Here is a 20,236-nt window from a genome sequence, read left to right on the forward strand (position 1 = left end):
ACAGAAAGGTGACAGCGATGATGGAAACGTGTGACTTGTTGGCGTTCGGCGCCCATCCGGATGATGTCGAGATCGGCATGGGCGGGACGATCGCCAAATATGTGCACCGCGGCTTTCGCGCCGTTATTTGCGACTTGACGCAAGCCGAGCTGTCGTCCAACGGCACGGTCGACGAGCGGCAGAGAGAGGCGGCCGAGGCGGCCCGCCGGCTCGGTGTATCCGAGCGGTTCAATCTTCGGCTGCCTGATCGCGGCCTTTACGTCGAGGAAGAGGCGATCCGCCAGATCGCAGCGGTCATCCGCCGCTGCCGGCCGCGCCTTGTATTCGCCCCCTATTGGGAAGACCGGCATCCGGACCACGGGCGATGCGCCCGCCTTGTCGAGGAAGCGGTCTTTTCCGCCGGCATCCGCCGCTATGGCGCTGGAGAGCTTGGCGATGCGCACCGCGTTCGGGCGGTGTATTATTATATGATCAATGCCTTTTGCCGCCCGCATTTTCTCATCGATATTAGCGAAACGATCGATGACAAGCTGGACAGCCTGCGCGCGTACGAAAGCCAATTTCAAAAACGGCCTGGCTCGGTTGACACCCCGCTGACCAACGGCTACATCGAGATGATTGAAAGCCGCGAGCGCTGGTTCGGTCAACAAATCGGCGCGGCGTATGCGGAAGGGTTTTTGACGAAAACGCCGATTCATCTTTCCAATTTGTTTGAGGAGGAGCGATGAAGCTGAAAATCGGGATTGTTTGCTATCCGACGGTCGGGGGCTCCGGAGTGGTCGCCACTGAGCTTGGCAAGCTGCTGGCGGAGCGGGGGCATGAGATTCACTTTATCTCATCGAGCATGCCGTTTCGTTTGAATAAAGTGTACGGCAACATTTATTATCATGAAGTCAGTGTCAACCAATATTCCGTCTTTCAATACCCGCCGTACGATTTGGCATTGGCCAGCAAAATTGCTGAGGTGGCAAAGCGGGAACGGCTCGATGTGCTTCATGCCCATTACGCCGTTCCTCATGCCGTCTGTGCGGTGTTGGCGCGGCAAATGGTCGGCGAGCTGCCGATCATCACGACGCTGCACGGCACCGACATCACAGTGCTCGGCTATGACCCGTCGCTTTCCGATATGATCAAATTCGGCATCGAGCAGTCGGATATCGTTACGGCGGTGTCTGACGCCCTTGCCCGGCAGACGTATGAACTGCTCGATGTGCAAGCAATGATCCATACCGTCTACAATTTTGTCGATGAACGCGTCTACCGTCGCCGGGAAGCGGGCCATTTACGGCGCGAGTACGGCATTCGCGACGATGAACGAGTTGTGATCCATGTCTCGAATTTCCGGAAAGTGAAGCGTGTGCCCGATGTAGTGCGAGCGTTTGCCATCGTGCGCCGGCACGTGCCAGCCAAGCTCTTGCTTGTCGGCGACGGTCCGGAAATGACCGTCGTCTGCCGGCTTGTGAAAGAGCTTGGGCTGCAAGATGATGTCCGCTTTTTAGGAAAACAGGATAAACTCGAAGAGCTGTATTCGATCAGTGATGTGATGATGCTTTTGTCGGAAAAAGAAAGCTTCGGGCTCGTATTGCTTGAAGCAATGGCGTGCGGCGTTCCGTGCATCGGCACGGCCATCGGCGGGATTCCGGAAGTGATTGAGGATGGGAAAACCGGGTTTTTATGCCCGCTTGGCGATGTCAAAGAGGCGGCAAGACGGGCGATGGCGCTGTTGACAGACTGCCGGTTGCACGCTGAGATGGCAAGACAGGCGGTGCAAACGGTCGAGCGCAAGTTCCGCTCGGCCGACATCGTCGGGCAGTATGAACAGCTGTACGCTTCGCTTGCGGCAAGGAAGGTGAAACGATGAAACCGCCGTTTGAACAGGCGCTCAGCATTATCCAACAATTGAAGCGGCATGGCTATGAGGCGTATTTTGTCGGCGGCGCGGTGCGCGACTTGTTGATCGGGCGTGCGATCGGCGACGTCGATATCGCGACAAGCGCTCTACCGGAAGAAGTGATGCGCTTGTTTCCGAAAACGATCGACGTCGGTTCGAAACACGGCACGGTCGTCGTCGTGCATGAAGGAACAGCGTACGAAGTGACGACATTCCGCACGGACGGCGACTATGAAGACCATCGCCGTCCGGAGTCGGTGACGTTCGTTCGTTCGCTTGAGGAAGACTTAAAGCGGCGCGATTTCACGATGAACGCCATCGCCATGGATGAACGCGGAACGATCATTGATCCGTTTGGCGGACAAGAGGCGATCGAGCGGCGGCTCATTTGCACGGTCGGGGCGGCGGACGAACGGTTTCGCGAAGATGCGCTCCGCATGATGCGGGCTGTTCGCTTCGTCAGCCAACTTGGATTTGCGCTTGCTGAGGACACGAAGCGGGCGATCGTCCAAAACGCACCGCTTATGGCCCACATTTCTGTCGAACGGATGACCATGGAAATGGAAAAACTGCTCGCCGGTCCGTTCGTTGCCGAAGCGCTGCCGCTGTTGGCTGATACGAAGCTGTTTGCTTATTTGCCGGGATTGGCCGAAAAAGAGCAGCAGCTGCGCTCGGCTGCCGCCTGCCGCTGGCCGTGGCTTACAAAGCGCGAAGAGCGCTGGGCGCTTCTTTGCCGCGCGCTTGATGTCAAAGACATCCGTCCGTTTTTGCGCGCCTGGAAGCTTCCCAACAAAGTGATTGATGAAGCTGGCGCCATTTTGGCGGCGCTCGATGATGTCCCTAGGCCGGAGGTGTGGACGAACGAACAGTTGTTTTTGGCCGGCCTCGAGCGGGCGCTATCGGTTGAAGCGGTGCGCGCCGCGCTTTGCGGCGCGCCCTCTGAACCGCATCATGAGGAGCTCCGCCGCCGCTTCACGGCGCTGCCGATCAAAACGAAAGGGGAGCTTGCCGTCAACGGGAAAGACGTCATTCGCTGGGCTGGAAAACCGGCCGGTCCGTGGGTGAAAGAGACGTTGGATGCCATCTGGCGGGCGGTCGTCAGCAGCGAAGTCGAAAATGAGAAGGAGCGGATTTATGCATGGCTCATGGAGCGCAATCGGACACAAGAAAGAAACTGTTAGAACTGTTTGCCGAGGCAAACGGCGAATTTTTGTCCGGGCAAAAAATCAGCGAACAGCTCGGCTGTTCGCGGGCGGCGGTATGGAAGCATATCGAGGAGCTGCGCAAAGAAGGATTTGAACTCGAAGCAGTGCGCCGCCTTGGCTACCGGATTATCAGCACGCCGGACAAAGTGACGGCCAACGAAATCCAGCTCGGCCTAAAAACAGAAAAACTTGGCCACACGATCCACTTTTTTGACGAAGTCGATTCAACGCAGCGCATTGCGGCAAGGCTCGCGTATGAAGGGGCGCCGGAAGGAACGCTCGTCGTCGCGGAAGAGCAAAAGGCCGGACGCGGTCGTTTGGATCGGAAATGGTTTTCCCCGAAAGGGACGGGCATTTGGATGAGCCTCATTTTGCGGCCGCCCATTCCGCCGCAGCGGGCCCCACAGTTGACGCTCGTGGCTGCGGTGGCCATCAGCCAGGCGATTCAGGAAGTGACCGGGCTTGTCCCAGACATTAAATGGCCAAATGACATTTTGCTTGACGGCAAAAAATGCGTCGGCATTTTAACGGAGCTGCAAGCTGACCCTGATCGTGTCCATTCGGTCATCATCGGCATCGGGATCAACGTCAATCAAACGGTCGAACAGTTTTCAGAGGACATCCGGTCCATCGCCACGTCGCTTTTCGTCGAAAAGGGCGGACGCGTGAAGCGCGCACCGCTCATTCAAGAAATTTTGTTCCGGCTTGAGCGGCTGTACAAGCAATATTTGGCGCATGGCTTCCGTCCGATTAAGCTTCTTTGGGAAGGGTACGCCGTCTCGATCGGCAAGCCGGTGACGGCAAGAACGCTGAGCGGCGCGATTCGCGGCATCGCCCGCGGCATCACCGATGACGGGCTGCTCATCCTTGAAGATGAGCAAAAGAACATCCATTACATCCATTCTGCCGATATTCAGTTCTAATTTGCCACTAGAAAAATTGTAACAATTTTGTTAAAATACAAAGCGAGGAAAAGGGCAGTATCTTTCGCAAGAAGAACTGCACCGAGGCCGACAGCACGAATAGGTGAAGGAAATGATCTGCCTTGATCCTTTTTTGAAGGACTAGGACAGAGGGATGAACGAAACCGGCGGCGGTTTTATGGCGTCCTTCTTTCTCAAGGCGGGAAAGAAGGGCGTTTTGTTTCGGGCGGTTCATCTCCTCTGTAGCCAAAGAGGAGGGAACGAAAATGAAAGCGAAAACCGATTTTTTCCACATGAAGCAGGCGGGCGAGCCGATCGTGATGGTGACCGCCTACGATTTTCCATCCGCGAAGCTTGCCGAGCAAGCCGGCGTCGACATGATTTTGGTCGGCGATTCCCTCGGCATGGTTGTGCTCGGGTATGATTCAACGATCCCGGTGACGGTCGATGATATGATCCACCATACGAAGGCGGTTCGCCGCGGTGCGCCGAACACGTTTATTGTCACCGATATGCCGTTTATGTCGTACCATGCGTCCAAAGAAGAGGCGCTGCAAAACGCCCGCCGCATCATGCAAGAGTCAGGGGCGAACGCCGTTAAAGTCGAAGGAGCGGATGAAGTCGTCGACATGATTGCCGCGCTGACGAAAGCCGGCGTGCCGGTCGTTGCCCATCTCGGGTTGACGCCGCAATCGGTCGGCGTTCTTGGCGGCTATAAAGTGCAAGGCAAAGATGCCGAAAGTGCGAAAAAGCTGCTCGATGATGCGAAACAATGCGAGCAGGCGGGAGCGATCGCCCTTGTCTTAGAGTGTGTTCCGAAGCAGCTCGGGGCGGCCATGGCTCGGGAACTCACCATTCCCGTCATCGGCATCGGCGCCGGGGCGGAAGTCGACGGCCAAGTGCTCGTGTATCACGATTTGCTTGGCTACGGCGTCAGCCGCGTGCCGAAGTTTGTGAAACAATACGCGTCCATCCAGGAGACGATCGTCGAGGCGTTAGCCAACTACGTCGCTGATGTCAAACTGCGCCAGTTCCCGGAGCCGGCGCACACGTTTACGATGAAGGAAGAAGAATGGGTGGCGCTTTACGGAGGAAAGCAAGGATGATCGTGATGGATCAGATTGCAGCGATGCAGGCGCTCATGCGCCAATATCGCCGTGAAGGAAAGACGATCGGGTTCGTTCCGACGATGGGCTATTTGCATGAAGGGCATACCTCCCTCATCGATCGGGCGCGCGTGGAAAACGACATCGTCGTCCTAAGCGTTTTCGTCAACCCGCTTCAGTTCGGACCGAATGAAGACTTTGCCCGCTATCCGCGCGATTTCGAGCGCGACCGGCGCATCGCCGAACAGCATGGAGTCGACGTCTTGTTCCATCCGGAAGCGGACGAGATGTATCCGGAGCCGCTTACCGTACGAGCGATCGTTCAAGCGCGCGCCAATGTGCTGTGCGGACGGTCGCGCCCCGGCCATTTTGACGGCGTGGCGACGGTGCTCATTAAGCTGTTCAACATTGTTATGCCCGACCGCGCGTACTTTGGGATGAAAGATGCCCAACAGGTGGCGGTCGTCGACGGTTTGATCCGCGATCTCAATTTTCCAATCGAGCTCGTGCCGGTGCCGACGGTCCGCGAGGCGGACGGGCTGGCGAAAAGCTCGCGCAACGTCTATTTGTCGCCGCAAGAACGGAGGGAGGCGCCGGCGCTGTATGCAGCGCTTCAAGCGGCCGCTTCCGCCGTCGAACGAGGGGAGCGGAGCGCAGCGGCCATCCGCCGGATGGTTAGAGAGCATATTGAAGCGCATACGCACGCTGAGATCGATTATGTCGAAGCATGTTCATATCCGGATTTGACGCCGCTTGAGACGCTCGCCGGGACAGTGCTGATCGCTGTCGCCGTCCGATTTGCGAGCGCCCGGTTGATTGACAATCTCATGATAGAGTTGCCCAAAACCGGCGAACAAGGGGATGGAAAGGGGGAGCAAGCATGTTTCGCACGCTCATGAACGCCAAAATTCACCGCGCTCGTGTAACAGAGGCCAATCTCGATTACGTCGGCAGCATTACGATCGATGAAGATATTTTGGATGCCGTCGGCATTGTGGCTAATGAAAAAGTGCAGGTAGTGAACAATAATAATGGAGCCCGTTTTGAAACATACGTCATCCCCGGCGAGCGCGGAAGCGGCGTCTTTTGCCTAAACGGCGCCGCCGCCCGCCTTGTGCAAAAAGGGGACGTTATTATCGTCATCTCATATGTGCTCGTTCCAGAGGAAAAAATCGCCGCCCATCGACCGAAAATCGCGATTATGGACGAAAACAACCGGATTGTGCAGCTCATCGCCGAAGAGCCGGCGCATACGGTTTTATGAGGGCAAAAAGGGGCTTTCCGCCCCTTTTCGTTTTGAGGTGATCGTTTATGGCAACGCGCTTTGTCATCATTGACTTGGAGACAACTGGAAATGGACCGAAAAAAGGCGACCGGATCATCCAGCTCGGCATGGCGGTCGTCGAAGATGGCCTGATTGTCGAACGGTTTGCCAGCTTTTTTAACCCGGAACAGCCCATTCCGCTGTTCATTCAGCAGCTGACGAACATCAACGAACAGATGGTCGAAGGAGCGCCGCTGTTTGCTGACAAGGCGGGTGAGATCGCCGCCATGATGCACGGTGCTTACTTTGTCGCCCATAACGTCGACTTTGATTTGCCGTTTTTGCAGGCCGAGCTTGAACGGGCTGGCTGGCCGCCGTTTGCCGGTCCGACGATCGATACGGTCGAGCTCGCCCGCATCGTGCTGCCGACTGCCGAAAGCTATAAGCTCGGCGATTTGGCGAGGCAGCTCGGCCTCCACCACGATCGTCCGCATCAAGCGGACAGCGATGCGGAAGTGACCGCCAAGCTGTTCATTGCCTTGCTCAAGCGGCTCTCCCGTCTGCCGCTTATGACGCTTGAGCAACTGCGCGGTCTTGCCCGCCACTTGAAAAGCGATATTTACTTGCTCCTTGATGCGGTCATCGCCAAAAAGCGGAACAAGGCGCCGGCCGACCGCGCTGTCGCCGTATACCGCGGCATTGCGTTGAAACAACCGGCGCCGGAGCCGGAGGAGAACGGTCGGCGCCCCGCTTCGGCTTCGTTTTCCACCTTTTGGAATAAGAAGCCGCCTCTTCCGCTTTCGGGCTACAAGCATCGCGCGGGGCAGTGGGAGATGATGCGGCTCGTTTACGAGGCGCTGTCGACGTCTCAGCATGCGCTCATTGAAGCAGGAACCGGACTTGGCAAATCGCTCGCTTATTTCATTCCTGCCGCCTTTTTTGCTTATGAGCGGCAAGAGCGGGTTGTCGTCAGCACACACACCCTTCAGCTGCAGGAGCAGCTCATCCGCCGCGATTGGCCGGCATTGCGGCAAATCGCGCCGTTTCCGCTCCGCGTTGCCGTTTTGAAAGGAAAGCAAAACTATTTGTCACTTGATAAGTTTGCTTCGTTTTTGGCGGAGCCGTCTGACACGTACGATGCGGCGCTCTTGAAATGCCAGTTGCTCGTTTGGCTGCTTGAGACCGACAGCGGCGACTTGGACGAATTGAATGTGTCATCCGGCGCCCGTCTCCTATTGTCCGCGCTCGCCATCGGGGAAGAGGAAGACGGAGGACGGCACCATTTTTTCGCCCGGGCGAAAGAGCGCGCTGAACAAGCGGATGTGGTCATTACCAACCATGCGCTTTTGCTTCATGATTTGACCGGCCCGGCGCCGCTTTTGCCGCCGTTTGGCCATCTGATCATCGATGAGGCGCACCGGCTTGAAGATGCTGCCGCCCGGTGTTTTGGCGAGCAGATTAGCTATGTGTCGTTTCGCCTGCTGACCGCCAAAATCGCGCAGACGATCGCGAAATGGCTGGAAGCAGAACAGGGCGCACCGAATGGGGCTCTTGTCCGTTGCCAGCGGCGCCTTGAGGAGCTGCAGTTTGAAGGGGATGAGCTGTTCCGCCTGTTGCGCCGCTATGCGTTGGACAAAAAGCCAGCTCGCGCTGGCCGTTGCCGCTATCGCTTTTCGCCGACGGACGAACAGAGCCGGGCTTGGCAGGCGGCGGTGGAGTTATGTTGGCGCCTGCGCGATTTGGCGGCGGCGCTATCCGCTGAAGCGAAGCCGCTTCTATCCGCTGATGCGAGTGGCGATTTCCCCCCATCCGCCTTGCTGTCGGCCGATTTGGCGGCTCTCAACCGGCAAATGGCTGCGCTCGTGCGTTTGCTGACTGAAAAGGAGCCCGGTGTCGTCCGCTGGATCGAAGCGGAAGAAAAAGGGGCGGCGAACGCTGTCCGCCTTTACTCGCAGCCGGTTGACCTTGCTGATTTTTTCGCCGATCAACTGTTTATGAAAAAACGGAGCGTCGTTTTGACGTCGGCGACGCTCACTGTCCGCGGCCGGTTCACGTATATGGCGGCGCGTCTTGGCCTTGAGGATTTTTATCCACTTTGCCGCTCGTTTCCGCCGCCGTTTCGTTACGAGGAGCAGGCCGCGCTCTTCGTGCCGGCGGACATGCCGCTCGTTTCTGCCGTGCCGCTTGAAGATTACGCCGAAGCCGTCGCCGCTTCGGTGCTTGCGATCGCCCGACGCCTCGGACGGCGGGTGCTTGTGTTGTTCCCTTCATATGAATTGTTGAAACTGACGGTTGATGCGTTGAAGGCGGAGGAAGAAGGCGAGCCGTTTGTTTTGATCGCTCAAGGGGTGCAAAGCGGCAGTCCGGCAAAGCTGTTGCGGATGTTTTTGCAGTTTGAGCATGCGGTGTTGTTTGGGACGAGCAGCTTTTGGGAAGGGATCGATCTGCCAGGTTCAGCGCTCGATGTGCTTGTCATCGCTCGCTTGCCGTTTGCGCCTCCGGACGATCCAGTGATGCAGGCAAAAAGCGAGCGCATTCGCCTAGGAGGCGGCGATCCATTTTCCGAGCTGGCGCTTCCTGAGGCGGTGCTTCGTTTTAAGCAAGGATTTGGCCGCCTCATTCGCACTGAAGACGACAAAGGAGCCGTATTTGTGCTGGATCGGCGGCTTTTGGCTTCCTCGTACGGCGCGGATTTTCTCGCTTCCTTGCCGCCGCTTTCAGTGCATGAAGGCGCGCTTTCTGAGCTGCTCGACGAGGCGGAAACTTGGCTTTCTTAAAGCGCGCTTTGTTTCTCATAAAGATGGACGAAACGGTGCAATCTAAAGGTGTCAGGCGGCAAAAAACCCCGCATGAAGCGGGGGAAAAGAAGCAAATTGGCGTTGACGGTGTAGGCGGGCAAATTTGTTATGAAATGATCGGACAAACCTGCTATAATAGGGAAGAAGCACAACTGCGATGACAGTTTGCGCCTTGCCGTTTGGCTTTGTCGGCTCGGCCGCAGAGGTGCGAAGAAGCACGCCTTTGATGTCACCTTCGCTGTATTTGTATTGTTGCCGGAGCCGCCGGCGTGTATAAGTAACAAAATTTGCGCCGCACAGGAGGAAACGACGAAAATGGAAAGCAAAATCGAAGTGCTCGCTACCGTCAAAGTTCAGCACTCCGACGACTTGTACAAAATTGTCGACTGCTTGAACCGAACGCTAAAGCGCGACAATTTGATGTTTGGCCTTGCCTTGGATGAAAACGACAAGCGCCAGGCCATCTTTACGATTTATCGGACGTGATCACGATGAAAAAGTGGGGTTGGTTCACTCTGCTTTTTTTTGGGTTCCTCATTTGGCAGGCATGGTCGATTTATGACGAGGCGATGGCGCCCAAACGGCTGATGGTGGAACATGCGTTGGCGCGGGCGAAGGAAGCCGCCGGGCTTGCTGATGTGAAGAAAGTCTATACATATTATGGCGACGAAGCGTGCACTGTATTCATCGGAAGAACAAAACAAAGGAAAGCGGTCGTCGTTTGGGTGCCTGAAAAAGAGGGGAATGTCGTCGTCAAGGGCGTGGGCAGCGGCATCAGCGAGGCGGAAGCGCGCTCCATTTTGCAGCGCGACCGCCGACCGCGGCGCATCCTCGCTGCGACGCTTGGCATGGAAAAAGGTGTGCCTCTTTGGGAGTTGACATATATTGATGCGGAAGGAAGGTATTCGTTTTATTACCTTCACTTTGCGGATGGGGCCTTCCTGAAGAGGTACAGTTTTCAACAGTGAAGACGTGAGGGGGAAGAAGCGATGAAACTGGCAAAACGGGTGGCGTCGCTGACGCCATCGGCGACATTGGCCATTACGGCGAAAGCAAAGGAACTGAAAGCGGCCGGATACGACGTGATCGGCCTTGGGGCCGGCGAACCGGATTTCAACACGCCCCAGCACATTATCGAGGCGGCCATCAAGGCGATGAATGAAGGGCATACGAAATATACGCCATCAGGCGGGCTGCCGGCGCTGAAAGAGGAAATCATCAAAAAGTTTGTCCGCGACCAAGGGCTTGCGTATGAGCGGTCGGAAATCATCGTCTGTGTCGGGGCGAAGCATGCGCTTTATACGCTCTTTCAAGTGTTGCTTGATGAAGGCGATGAGGTCATCATTCCGACGCCGTATTGGGTGAGCTACCCGGAACAAGTGAAGCTGGCTGGCGGCGTTCCGGTTTATGTTGAGGGGCTGGAGGAAAACGGCTTTAAAATGACGCCGGATCAGCTGAAACAGGCGATTACCCCGAAGACGAAGGCGGTTATTATCAACTCCCCGAGCAATCCGACCGGCATGATTTATAAGGCCGAGGAGCTGAAAGCGCTCGGGGAAGTATGCTTGGCGCATGGCGTGTTGATCGTTTCGGACGAAATTTATGAAAAATTGATTTACGGCGGGGCGAAACATGTGTCGATCGCCGAACTGTCGCCGGAGCTGAAGAAGCAGACGGTCATCATCAACGGCGTATCGAAATCGCACTCGATGACAGGGTGGCGCATTGGGTACGCGGCTGGACCGAAAGACATCATTCAAGCGATGACCGATTTAGCAAGCCATAGCACATCGAATCCGACATCGATCGCTCAATATGCGGCCATTGCCGCCTACAGCGGGCCGCAGGAGCCCGTCGAACAAATGCGCCAGGCGTTTGAAGAACGGCTCAACATTATTTACGACAAGCTGGTGCAAATTCCAGGCTTCACTTGCGTCAAACCGCAAGGAGCGTTTTATTTGTTCCCGAACGCCCGCCAGGCGGCGGATATGGCCGGTTGCCGCACGGTCGACGAGTTCGTCGCCGCCTTGTTGGAGGAAGCGAAAGTCGCGCTCGTGCCTGGTTCTGGGTTTGGGGCGCCGGATTACGTCCGCTTGTCGTACGCGACATCGCTTGAGGCGCTCGAAACAGCGATCGAACGCATCCGCCGATTTATGGAGACGCGGGCCTAAGGCGTTTTGCGCCAAGGTGTCAGAGTGGAAAGAAAAGGGCGGCTTTGTTTGGCCCTGAATCCGTGATAAAGACGCGTTCAAAACCGCCAAGAAAACCTTGCTAAATCAACAAATATTGCCCTTGGGGTTCTTCACCTAATAGGTGAACATTCGAAATTGAGTTGAAACCTCGGCATGATTGGGTTTTCAAGCATTTTTGATACACTTCTATCACGGATTCAGGTTTGGCGCAAAGCCGCTTTTTCCGCGTCGGTGGGAGCGGCGGACTGTCGGTTGGCTCCTGGCGGCTGCGCCGAAGGGCGATTGGCGGGGCAGCGTCGTTTTGCGCTGCTTTGGCTGGTCGTTGCCGTGACGCCGACGGAACGGTATAATAGCGAATGATGGACGTGTCGATTATTGGAGGGAATCAGTGCGTGAAAACGACGACGATTGCGGAAGTGAATCAATACGTAGGACAACAAGTGACGATCGGCGCTTGGCTCGCGAACAAGCGCTCAAGCGGGAAAATCGTCTTTTTGCAGCTGCGCGACGGCACTGGTTTTATTCAAGGCGTCGTCGAAAAGGCGAACGTCTCGGAAGAGGTGTTTCAACGCGCAAAAACATTGACGCAAGAAACGTCGCTCTATGTGACGGGCACGGTGCGCATCGACGAGCGCTCCCCATTTGGCTACGAGCTGTCGGTTGCCGATTTGCAAGTCATTCAAGAAGCGGTTGACTATCCGATTACGCCGAAAGAGCATGGCATCGAATTTTTGATGGACCATCGCCACCTTTGGCTTCGGTCGCGGCGCCAGCACGCGATCATGAAAATTCGCAACGAAATCATCCGGGCCACGTATGAATTCTTCAACGACCGCGGGTTTGTGAAAGTCGACGCCCCGATTCTGACCGGCAGCGCGCCGGAAGGAACGACCGAACTGTTTCATACGAAATATTTTGATGACGATGCCTATTTGTCGCAAAGCGGCCAGCTCTACATGGAAGCGGCGGCGATGGCGCTCGGCAAAGTGTTCTCATTCGGCCCGACGTTCCGCGCTGAAAAATCGAAAACACGCCGCCATTTGATCGAGTTTTGGATGGTGGAGCCGGAAATGGCGTTTTATGAGTTTGAAGACAATTTGCGGCTGCAAGAAGAGTACGTCTCCTACCTTGTGCAGTCGGTGCTCGAGCGCTGCCGGCTTGAACTCGGGCGGCTTGGGCGCGATGTATCCAAACTTGAGTTGGTCAAACCGCCGTTTCCGCGCCTAACGTATGATGAGGCGATCAAGCTGCTTCATGAAAAAGGATTGACCGACATCGAGTGGGGCGATGACTTCGGTGCGCCGCATGAGACGGCCATCGCCGAAAGTTTTGACAAACCGGTGTTCATCACCCACTATCCGACCTCTTTGAAGCCGTTTTATATGCAGCCGGACCCGAACCGCCCCGACGTTGTGCTATGCGCCGATTTGATTGCGCCGGAAGGATACGGGGAAATCATTGGCGGCTCCGAACGGATTCACGATTATGAGTTGCTCAAGCGCCGCCTTGAAGAGCACCATTTGCCGCTTGAAGCGTATGAATGGTATTTGGATTTGCGCAAATACGGTTCTGTGCCGCATTCAGGGTTCGGGCTCGGCTTGGAGCGCACCGTCGCTTGGATTTGCGGCGTCGAACATGTGCGCGAGACGATTCCGTTCCCGCGGCTGCTCAACCGGCTTTATCCGTAAAAAACCCCCTGCAAAAAGGGGGTTTTTTCACCACCGGCATGGTATACTATAGTTGAGGTGCATCGGCATGGAAAAGAAGAAGGTGGCCGAATGGCTGGCGCAAGGAAGCGTCGCCGTCCCGAAGCTGCTGCTTGTCCATTACAAACAGCTCGGGTTGGATGAAGGGGAGTTCGTTTTGCTTTTGCATATGCAGTCGTTTTTCGAAGAAGGCGTCTTGTTCCCGACGCCGGCCGAGCTGGCCGAAAGAATGACAGTCTCGGCAGCGGAATGCATGGAGATGGTGCGTCGGCTCTTGCAAAAAGGGATGATCGCTATTGAAGAGCATACGGATGAACAAGGCATTCGCAACGAAAAATATACGCTTGAACCGCTCTGGGAGAAGCTCGTGCATCATTTGTACACCCAAGCGGCTCAACAGGGGGAACTCGGCCGGCAGGAGGAAGAGGAGAGCTTATACACCGTTTTTGAGCAGGAGTTTGGCCGTCCGCTCTCCCCGTTCGAGTGTGAAACGCTTGCGATGTGGATCGATCAAGACGGCCATGAGCCGGCCATCATTAAAGCGGCGCTGCGCGAAGCGGTGCTGTCGGGGAAGTTGAATTTCCGCTACATCGATCGCATCTTGTTTGAATGGAAAAAGAACGGCATTCGCACGATTGAACAGGCGCACGACTACGGCAAAAAGTTTCGCAAGCCGAAGCTGTCCACCCGTTCGGCGAAACAGACGGCGGGAGAATTTAAACAGACGATCCCGTTTTTCAATTGGCTCGACTCGTAACGAGAGGCGCTGTCTCTCGTTTTTGTTTGTCCAAAAATGGCCAATCGAACCGGTAAAAGGCGTCGTTTTGTTCGGTCCAATATAGCAATAAGGAGGAGACGAGGTGCTGACAAAGCAACAAATCCGCTACTGTTTGGATGAGATGGCAAAAATGTTTCCGGATGCGCATTGCGAGCTGGTGCATCGCAATCCGTTTGAGCTGCTGATTGCGGTTGTTTTGTCGGCGCAATGCACCGATGCGCTCGTCAACAAGGTGACGAAACGGCTGTTTGAAAAATATCGGACGCCGCACGATTATATTGCTGTGCCGCTTGAGGAGCTCGAGCAAGATATCCGCTCAATCGGCTTATATCGCAACAAAGCGCGAAACATTCAAAAGCTGTGCGCGATGTTGATTGACAAGTACAACGGCGAGGTGCCGCGCGATCGCGATGAGTTGATGAAGCTGCCGGGCGTCGGGCGGAAAACGGCGAACGTCGTTGTGTCCGTTGCGTTCGGCGTGCCGGCCATCGCTGTTGATACACACGTCGAGCGCGTCAGCAAACGGCTCGGCTTTTGCCGCTGGGACGACTCGGTTTTGGAAGTCGAAAAGACGCTGATGAAAATCATTCCAAAAGAAGAATGGTCGATCACCCACCACCGAATGATTTTTTTCGGCCGCTACCATTGCAAGGCGCAGGCGCCGCAATGTCCGTCATGTCCTCTTCTTCATTTATGCCGTGAAGGGAAAAAGCGAATGCGAAAACGGGAGGAAAAAGCGGCAAATCAGAAGTGAACGGAGCCGCGAAAGGGCTTGGTGAAGAAGGGCCAGCGGCATGCCGGCCCGTCATGAAAAAACGGATGGCTTTTGCGCCATCCGTTTTTTTGGGGGGGAATGCAACTGTTATGGACGGGTGCCAAGACCCACTCCGGATCCGTTTTTTAACGGCGGGGAGACAGGCGACGTTCCGCCGCTTGCGCCGGTGCCGCCGTTCACTCGGTTCGTTTGGCCGCTGTTGTTCGATCCTTGATTGTTTGTTTCTTGATTGTTTGTTCCATCCGTTTGGCCATTGTTCGTGTCGGCTCCATCGCTGTTGCCATTGTTTTGTCCGCCGCTCGAGCCGCCGTTTTGTTCATTGTTGTTCCCCTGACCGTTTTCGTTTCCGTTATTCCCACTGTTGCCTTGATCGGTGCCGCCGTTTTGCCCGCCGTTGCCTTGGTTATCATCGCCCGGTTGTTGTGGTGTAGGAGTTTGATCTTCGCCACCGGGGACATGAACGCTGGCTATGGCCGGTTTGCTCATTCGTTCGCCGTCTTTTGCGTACACTGCGATCGTGTACGTCCATCCTGGCGTCGGATTGGAAATCGTGATCGAACGGTCTTTTGTGGTGATCGTATTCGTTTGACCTTGGCCATCTTTGACGCGCACCTCAAAGATCGTCTCATCGGTTTGCTCATCGTATGACCACGAAACAGAGATGGCGTTCGCCGCTTGGTCGTACATAGCGGTCAACCCTTTCACTGCGGGCAGTTCCTCGGGCTCATCGTTCGCCGTCTCCGTCGGTTCAGTGCCGCGCACGAACAATTCATACGTAATTTCGCTTTCCGGCGTGTATTTGCCGGCAAGTTTCGGTGGGTTTGTGCCTTTTTTGATCGGCAGCTTGACGACGCTGTCCGGCTGTTGGAATTCCCCGCGTCCGTCGTCGATGTGGGACATCAAATCTTTTAGCAAGTATTTCGGAATTTTTTGTTCGTACTTATCGAGCTTCGCTGTGCTGCTCCGCTTGCTGAAGCCAACCCAGATGGCTGCTGTATAATTGGGCGTATAGCCGACAATCCAGCTGTCCGGCACATCGTCTCTTTGGAGGCCAAATTTGGCGCCGTCTTCGCCGTAGTTCGTCGTTCCTGTTTTGCCGGCGAGCTCTAGCCCTGGAACGTAGGCAAGCTGGCCGGTGCCGGAACGGATGACCGATTTGAGCACATCGGTGATCATATAGGCTGTGTAGTCATGCATCGCCCGTTTCGGCTTTGACTTCAAATCCATTTCCGTACCGTCTGGGAAGACGATTTTCGTCACGGCATACGGCTTTGTGTAAATCCCGTTGTTGCCAAAGGCTGTGTAGGCGCCGGCCATTTGCAGCGGCGATACGTAGCGGGCGACGCCCCCGATGGCGTATGCTTCTTCCACTTTATCAAACCCCATGCCAAGGCGGTTGGCAAACTCCATCGCCCGTTCTTTGCCGACGGCTTGGAACGTTTTTAACGCCGGGATGTTGCGCGACCAAGTGAGCGCATAGCGCAGCGTAACCGGTCCGGCGTATCCCCCGCCGGCGTTGCGGATCGGTGTGCCGTCCGAATACGTATACGGCTCATCAACAAGAATGTGTGCTGTTGACCATTTTAAATATTCAATCGCCGGTCCATAGTCCAAAATCGGCTTGATGGTGGAACCGGGCTGGCCGACCGGCTGGATGGCGTAGTTGAAGCCGAATTCGACGTGGTCGCGGTGGCGCCCGCCGCCTAACGCGCGAATGGCGCCCGTCTTCGTATCCAAAACAGCGATGCCAGATTGCAAATCCTTCTTATTAGTGAAATATTTATCAGAGTCTAATAGCTTTTCTACATACTCTTGAGCATTTTGATCAAGCGTCGTGTAAATTTTCAATCCGTCTTCAAAGACGTTGACGTTCGCTTTGTCGGTCACTTCTTTGATCACTTCGTCAATGAAGGCGTCATACGGCACGGAGCTTTGCGGTTTTTTCCGCTCAGCGAGCATCGACTGGATCGGCACTTGTTTCGCTTTTTCCGCTTCTTCCTGGCTAATAAAGCCATGTTTCGCCATGAGAGACAATACGGTATCGCGCCGTTTTTTCGCCGCCTCTGGATGGTCATACGGATTATACCGGTTTGGGCTTTGCGGCATGCCGGCGAGCAAGGCCGCTTCCGGAAGAGTGAGCTTTTTCAAGTCTGTCTTGCCAAAATAATATTCGGCGGCGCGAGCGACGCCATAAATGCCGTCTGAATAATAAATTTTGTTCAAATACATTTCCAAAATTTCATGCTTCGAATATTTTTGTTCAAGCTGCAGCGCGAGCCATGCCTCTTGCGCTTTTCGCTTCAACGTTTTTTCTGACGACAAAAACGTCATTTTGACGACTTGCTGGGTGATCGTGCTGCCGCCTTCTGCACCAAATCCTTCTTTGATGTTGGCGAGGACAGCGCCAGCCAAGCGGACGACATCGATGCCGTGATGTTCATAAAAGCGAGCGTCTTCCGTTGCCAGCACGGCATCTTCAAGCATTTTGGGCACGTCTTTATACGAAATGTACGTCCGCTTGTAGCCGCCAAGTTCGGCGACTTTCTTCCCATTCATATCGTACACGATGGAAGAGAGCGGGTCTTTAATTTTCGCCTCATCAAGCGGGGGAGCGTCCTTGACGAAGTAGGCGAACGCCGCCACGCCGCCGACAGCGGCGATCACGATGATGAACAATATCGCAATGGCGACAGTTTTCAGCCACGCGGTCCCTTTTTTCGTTTTCGCTTTCTTCTGTTTCGTTTGTTTCGCTGCCTGCTTTCGTTCTACGCGAGAACGATATTCACCAGACATAAGCAAATCCTGCCTTTCTTACAAGTTTTTACTTCAACGGGTGAAGTACACTTTGTCTACTACACTAATATAATCAATTCTCGGCTGGTAGCCAAGCGGAATGGAATGTCCATGCCGTTCGATCTCTTGTTTTGGAATCGACTTTCGTCCGCCGGCTTCCTGTTTGTTCCACCAAGCGATCAAATGAGAGGCGTCAAGCAAATACGTTTCATTGAACAAAGAAAAACGCAAAATCGCAAAACAAATGCCGCCGTGGGCGACGACTTGCTCCATATGGCGGATTTGATGAGCGTGGAAATTTTTCAGCGGAAACGCCGTTTTGTTTTTTGTCTCTTTCGCCTCAAAGTCGATGTACTTGCCGCGGTACACACCATTGTAGTCGGTCGTCGACGCTTGCCGGAAGTAGGCTTCGGTAATGACGGCGGCGCTCCGTTTCGGATAGTCGACGCGCACGATTTGCACCGGGGTCGGCTTTTTATGGATGACAGCGATGCCGCGTTCCCGGTAATATTCATTCGTCGCGTTTAAGTCGTCTTCGAGCGTCATGCCGCGATTGGCATAATCGGCCGCCGGACGGAGCGCGGCGTTCGGCTTGTTTCCGCGATACTCTTTTCCGCTCGGGTATTTGAGTCCCATCGCGTTCATCTCCTTTGAATGGTTTTTATTATACCATACGCTCCGGTCATATGCGCTCTTTTTCTTTTCCTCCTTTCGACTGAAGGCAAGCGGAGGAGGTCAATGTCGAATGGCGGCTGCTTGCCACTTTCTTTGCCGAATTCGTTCTACTTTTGTCGCCGCAGCAGGAGTCGTTCTTCCCGCCGCGAATGGAATATCATCATGCGAGAAATGGGGGAGAGGGAATGGAAAAACGGCTCGTGAAAAAAGAGGAGATCGAAAAGCAGCTGCAGGAAATTGTGGCACTCATCGAGCAAGTCGATGCAAAAATGGAAAAAGTGATCGCCGATGTCATCGAAGAGCGTTATGCGCAAAATCGAGCGCAGCTCGGGCGCCTTGAAGGGAAGATTGCCGGCGTGGAACAGCGGCTTGAGAAGGAGAAGCAGAGCGCTGCACTTCCGCTTTCGTCGAAACTGTATTTGGTGTGAGCCGGTCGGTATGGTATTATCAAACAGAAGCGCGTCGCGGCAAAACGCATCCGTTCTCCGGGCCGTAGGACACATGGGCAAACCGGATTTGCCGGCATGGATAAGGAGGCATCGCCATGGAAAAGGAGCTTAAGGCGTTGACGGAGCGGCTGCTGCAATACAACGAACAGTTGCTTTTGATCGCTCGGCGCGCCCGCGAGCGGAACGAGGAGCCGGATTTTTTTGCTGACGTGAAACCGATGGCCGAAGAGGTGCAGGCCGTTGCCGAACGGTGGAAGGACGATGCTTCCCGCTGGATCCGCCATGCGCGGCCGAAATATGTCCATGAGCGGCAAATTGAGGCCGCCGACGCCCATATGGCGAAGCTGTGCGTTGAGGCATTTTATCCATCCGTTCCTGAGCGCCGCATCAAGCAATACAGCCAGGCCGTCGCTTATACGCTGGCGCTTGTCAAGGAACGGCTTGACGACACGAGCGAAGCAGGCAAGGAGAGGCTTTGACGGGGCAGGAGAAAGCGGCCGCACGGAAAAAGCTGTCCCCTGCGAGCCAAGGGGGACAGCTTTTGGTTTTATGTGTCTTTCCCTGTTGTGATCGAGACAGGGCCGCCTTCTGCAGTAGCGACGGTGTTGATCTCGTATTCGACCCGCTCAGTATGCTTGGGCGGCGCCGGTTTTCCATGTTTCAGCTTTTCATGGTCATGGCCTTTCAATTTATGGTTAAAATGAACGCCTCGACCCATCGCCAATCCCCCCCTTGTACGACAATTCCTCTTGCCTCTTTAGGGTGGGAAGAAACATCGTTTTTTATGCGTCTTGAGGAACAGGGGCAAAAAAAAGAAGGGAAAAACTCCCTCATCGTCCTACAGCCCAGCGTATTCCCCTGCTTCATCCGGCTGAGAGGCGCCGGCTTTTTCGAGCTCACGCACGAGATCGCGGTACTCGGCGAGCGAAATTTCCCCGCGCAAATACAGACGGCGGGCAAAATCAAGCAGTTCGTTTGCCTCAGCCGGTTCGCAATGTTTGACCGCCATAAACTTATGCTTTAACTCCGTCACGTTCATTGATGCTTTTCCCCCTTCCCCCTTTTTTACATCGTACCATGAAAATAGGAAGAAAGAATGATTTCGGAAAATTAAAACTTCCGACAAGAGGTGACATGTCCGTACACGCCATCGGGCGCCGTCACATATACTAGTGGCAGCCCACCTCTTCGGCCTGGAAGGTTGGCGGCTCATCAGCATGAATGTCGTTCGTTTGCGTGCGAAACGGCGCACGGCCGCATCTTGCCTGTACGCCCCGCTTTCTAGGCAAGGGGGATGGACATCAACAATGGGGGAGAAGGAATATGCATCGTTACTCGCGCCCGGTTTCACCACCGCCTACGTATGGTTCGTATGGCTTAGGCAGCCATTATCATCCTTACTTGCACTATGGGGGTTCATCTTTTCCATCAGCGCCGGTTCACTGGCCTCATCTTCCGTCCGGCCATGCCGCGCCTCCCTCGTATCCGATGCCGTATCCAAAGCCAGGACCGCTTTTACCGCCGCCGCGCCCGTCGTTTCTCGCCCAGTTTAAAAACAGCGACGGAACGTACGATATCAACAAAATGATGAGTACGGTGGGGCAAATGATCAATACGGTCAATCAAGTGAATGGCGTGTTGAAAGGGTTGCTTGGTACGTTTAAAAAATGAAACCGCGTCA

At 55.1% G+C, this 20,236-nt stretch carries 22 protein-coding genes; 18 read left to right on the top strand and 4 right to left on the bottom strand.

Annotated features, from left to right (window positions below; translation table 11 throughout):
• The first annotated feature begins 17 nt into the window (after nucleotides 1-17).
• From bshB1 to nth, 15 genes are all read left to right on the top strand, one after another.
• Complete coding sequence (bshB1, locus tag LG52_RS04460) at nucleotides 18-728, top strand: bacillithiol biosynthesis deacetylase BshB1 (RefSeq protein ID WP_044731029.1); 711 nt, start codon at nucleotides 18-20, stop codon at nucleotides 726-728.
• Nucleotides 725-1,861: an N-acetyl-alpha-D-glucosaminyl L-malate synthase BshA gene (bshA, locus tag LG52_RS04465; protein WP_044731030.1), complete on the top strand. Its 1,137-nt coding sequence runs from the start codon at nucleotides 725-727 to the stop codon at nucleotides 1,859-1,861. Before bshB1 ends, bshA begins: the two co-directional genes overlap by 4 nt.
• Nucleotides 1,858-3,072 carry a CCA tRNA nucleotidyltransferase gene (locus LG52_RS04470; RefSeq protein ID WP_044731031.1) on the top strand — a complete coding sequence of 405 codons (1,215 nt, stop codon included), beginning with the start codon at nucleotides 1,858-1,860 and terminating at the stop codon, nucleotides 3,070-3,072. The genes bshA and LG52_RS04470 overlap by 4 nt, the downstream gene beginning before the upstream one ends.
• On the top strand, nucleotides 3,030-4,019 hold the full coding sequence (locus LG52_RS04475) for a bifunctional biotin--[acetyl-CoA-carboxylase] synthetase/biotin operon repressor (protein WP_044731032.1): 990 nt from the start codon (nucleotides 3,030-3,032) through the stop codon (nucleotides 4,017-4,019). Before LG52_RS04470 ends, LG52_RS04475 begins: the two co-directional genes overlap by 43 nt.
• Before the next feature lie 266 nt (nucleotides 4,020-4,285).
• Entirely contained in the window at nucleotides 4,286-5,125 is an 840-nt protein-coding gene (gene panB / locus LG52_RS04485) for a 3-methyl-2-oxobutanoate hydroxymethyltransferase (protein ID WP_044731034.1), read from the top strand.
• Nucleotides 5,122-6,024: a pantoate--beta-alanine ligase gene (gene panC / locus LG52_RS04490; RefSeq protein WP_044731035.1), complete on the top strand. Its 903-nt coding sequence runs from the start codon at nucleotides 5,122-5,124 to the stop codon at nucleotides 6,022-6,024. The genes panB and panC overlap by 4 nt, the downstream gene beginning before the upstream one ends.
• A complete protein-coding gene (panD, locus tag LG52_RS04495) occupies nucleotides 6,006-6,389 on the top strand; it encodes an aspartate 1-decarboxylase (protein WP_013144919.1) in 384 nt (127 codons plus the stop codon). The genes panC and panD overlap by 19 nt, the downstream gene beginning before the upstream one ends.
• Nucleotides 6,390-6,436: 47 nt before the next feature.
• On the top strand, nucleotides 6,437-9,166 hold the full coding sequence (gene dinG / locus LG52_RS04500; protein WP_044731036.1) for an ATP-dependent DNA helicase DinG: 2,730 nt from the start codon (nucleotides 6,437-6,439) through the stop codon (nucleotides 9,164-9,166).
• 336 nt (nucleotides 9,167-9,502) lie between these two features.
• Nucleotides 9,503-9,673 carry a YpmA family protein gene (locus tag LG52_RS18720; RefSeq protein WP_011231659.1) on the top strand — a complete coding sequence of 57 codons (171 nt, stop codon included), beginning with the start codon at nucleotides 9,503-9,505 and terminating at the stop codon, nucleotides 9,671-9,673.
• Between the two features lie 5 nt (nucleotides 9,674-9,678).
• Nucleotides 9,679-10,155 carry a DUF5590 domain-containing protein gene (locus LG52_RS04510; protein ID WP_044731038.1) on the top strand — a complete coding sequence of 159 codons (477 nt, stop codon included), beginning with the start codon at nucleotides 9,679-9,681 and terminating at the stop codon, nucleotides 10,153-10,155.
• A 21-nt stretch (nucleotides 10,156-10,176) separates the two neighbouring features.
• Complete coding sequence (locus tag LG52_RS04515) at nucleotides 10,177-11,358, top strand: pyridoxal phosphate-dependent aminotransferase (protein ID WP_044731039.1); 1,182 nt, start codon at nucleotides 10,177-10,179, stop codon at nucleotides 11,356-11,358.
• A gap of 174 nt (nucleotides 11,359-11,532) precedes the next feature.
• Nucleotides 11,533-11,739, top strand: a complete 207-nt coding sequence (locus LG52_RS19635) for a hypothetical protein (RefSeq protein ID WP_044731040.1) — start codon at nucleotides 11,533-11,535, stop codon at nucleotides 11,737-11,739.
• A complete protein-coding gene (gene asnS / locus LG52_RS04525; RefSeq protein ID WP_044733090.1) occupies nucleotides 11,739-13,067 on the top strand; it encodes an asparagine--tRNA ligase in 1,329 nt (442 codons plus the stop codon). The genes LG52_RS19635 and asnS overlap by 1 nt, the downstream gene beginning before the upstream one ends.
• A gap of 67 nt (nucleotides 13,068-13,134) precedes the next feature.
• On the top strand, nucleotides 13,135-13,842 hold the full coding sequence (locus LG52_RS04530; protein WP_044731041.1) for a DnaD domain-containing protein: 708 nt from the start codon (nucleotides 13,135-13,137) through the stop codon (nucleotides 13,840-13,842).
• Between the two features lie 103 nt (nucleotides 13,843-13,945).
• A complete protein-coding gene (gene nth, locus LG52_RS04535) occupies nucleotides 13,946-14,617 on the top strand; it encodes an endonuclease III (RefSeq protein ID WP_044731042.1) in 672 nt (223 codons plus the stop codon).
• A gap of 108 nt (nucleotides 14,618-14,725) precedes the next feature.
• Here nth and LG52_RS04540 read toward each other — a convergent pair whose 3' ends face one another.
• Together LG52_RS04540 and recU are read right to left on the bottom strand one after the other, a co-directional pair.
• Nucleotides 14,726-17,431 (bottom strand): PBP1A family penicillin-binding protein, encoded by a 2,706-nt coding sequence (locus LG52_RS04540; RefSeq protein WP_044731043.1) that lies wholly within the window; start codon nucleotides 17,429-17,431, stop codon nucleotides 14,726-14,728.
• A gap of 33 nt (nucleotides 17,432-17,464) precedes the next feature.
• Nucleotides 17,465-18,067 (bottom strand): Holliday junction resolvase RecU, encoded by a 603-nt coding sequence (recU, locus tag LG52_RS04545; RefSeq protein WP_044731044.1) that lies wholly within the window; start codon nucleotides 18,065-18,067, stop codon nucleotides 17,465-17,467.
• 224 nt (nucleotides 18,068-18,291) lie between these two features.
• Between recU and LG52_RS04550 the strand changes: the two genes are divergently transcribed.
• Nucleotides 18,292-18,534, top strand: coding sequence for a hypothetical protein (locus tag LG52_RS04550; RefSeq protein WP_044731045.1), 243 nt, complete (start codon nucleotides 18,292-18,294; stop codon nucleotides 18,532-18,534).
• 116 nt (nucleotides 18,535-18,650) lie between these two features.
• Nucleotides 18,651-19,034 carry a YppE family protein gene (locus tag LG52_RS04555; RefSeq protein WP_044731046.1) on the top strand — a complete coding sequence of 128 codons (384 nt, stop codon included), beginning with the start codon at nucleotides 18,651-18,653 and terminating at the stop codon, nucleotides 19,032-19,034.
• Nucleotides 19,035-19,102: 68 nt separating this feature from the next.
• Here the strand turns inward: LG52_RS04555 and LG52_RS20070 are convergent, their stop codons facing one another.
• Together LG52_RS20070 and LG52_RS04560 are read right to left on the bottom strand one after the other, a co-directional pair.
• The gene (locus LG52_RS20070; RefSeq protein WP_197071994.1) at nucleotides 19,103-19,273 is read right to left on the bottom strand and encodes a hypothetical protein; all 171 of its coding nucleotides are present in this window, start codon (nucleotides 19,271-19,273) and stop codon (nucleotides 19,103-19,105) included.
• A 120-nt stretch (nucleotides 19,274-19,393) separates the two neighbouring features.
• Nucleotides 19,394-19,594: a YppF family protein gene (locus LG52_RS04560; protein ID WP_011231648.1), complete on the bottom strand. Its 201-nt coding sequence runs from the start codon at nucleotides 19,592-19,594 to the stop codon at nucleotides 19,394-19,396.
• 284 nt (nucleotides 19,595-19,878) lie between these two features.
• On the opposite strand from LG52_RS04560, the gene LG52_RS04565 reads away from it, so the two are divergent.
• On the top strand, nucleotides 19,879-20,226 hold the full coding sequence (locus LG52_RS04565) for a YppG family protein (RefSeq protein WP_044731047.1): 348 nt from the start codon (nucleotides 19,879-19,881) through the stop codon (nucleotides 20,224-20,226).
• Nucleotides 20,227-20,236: the final 10 nt, after the last annotated feature.

Origin of the sequence: Geobacillus kaustophilus (assembly GCF_000948285.1) — a bacterium.
GTDB classification, from domain to species: domain Bacteria; phylum Bacillota; class Bacilli; order Bacillales; family Anoxybacillaceae; genus Geobacillus; species Geobacillus thermoleovorans_A.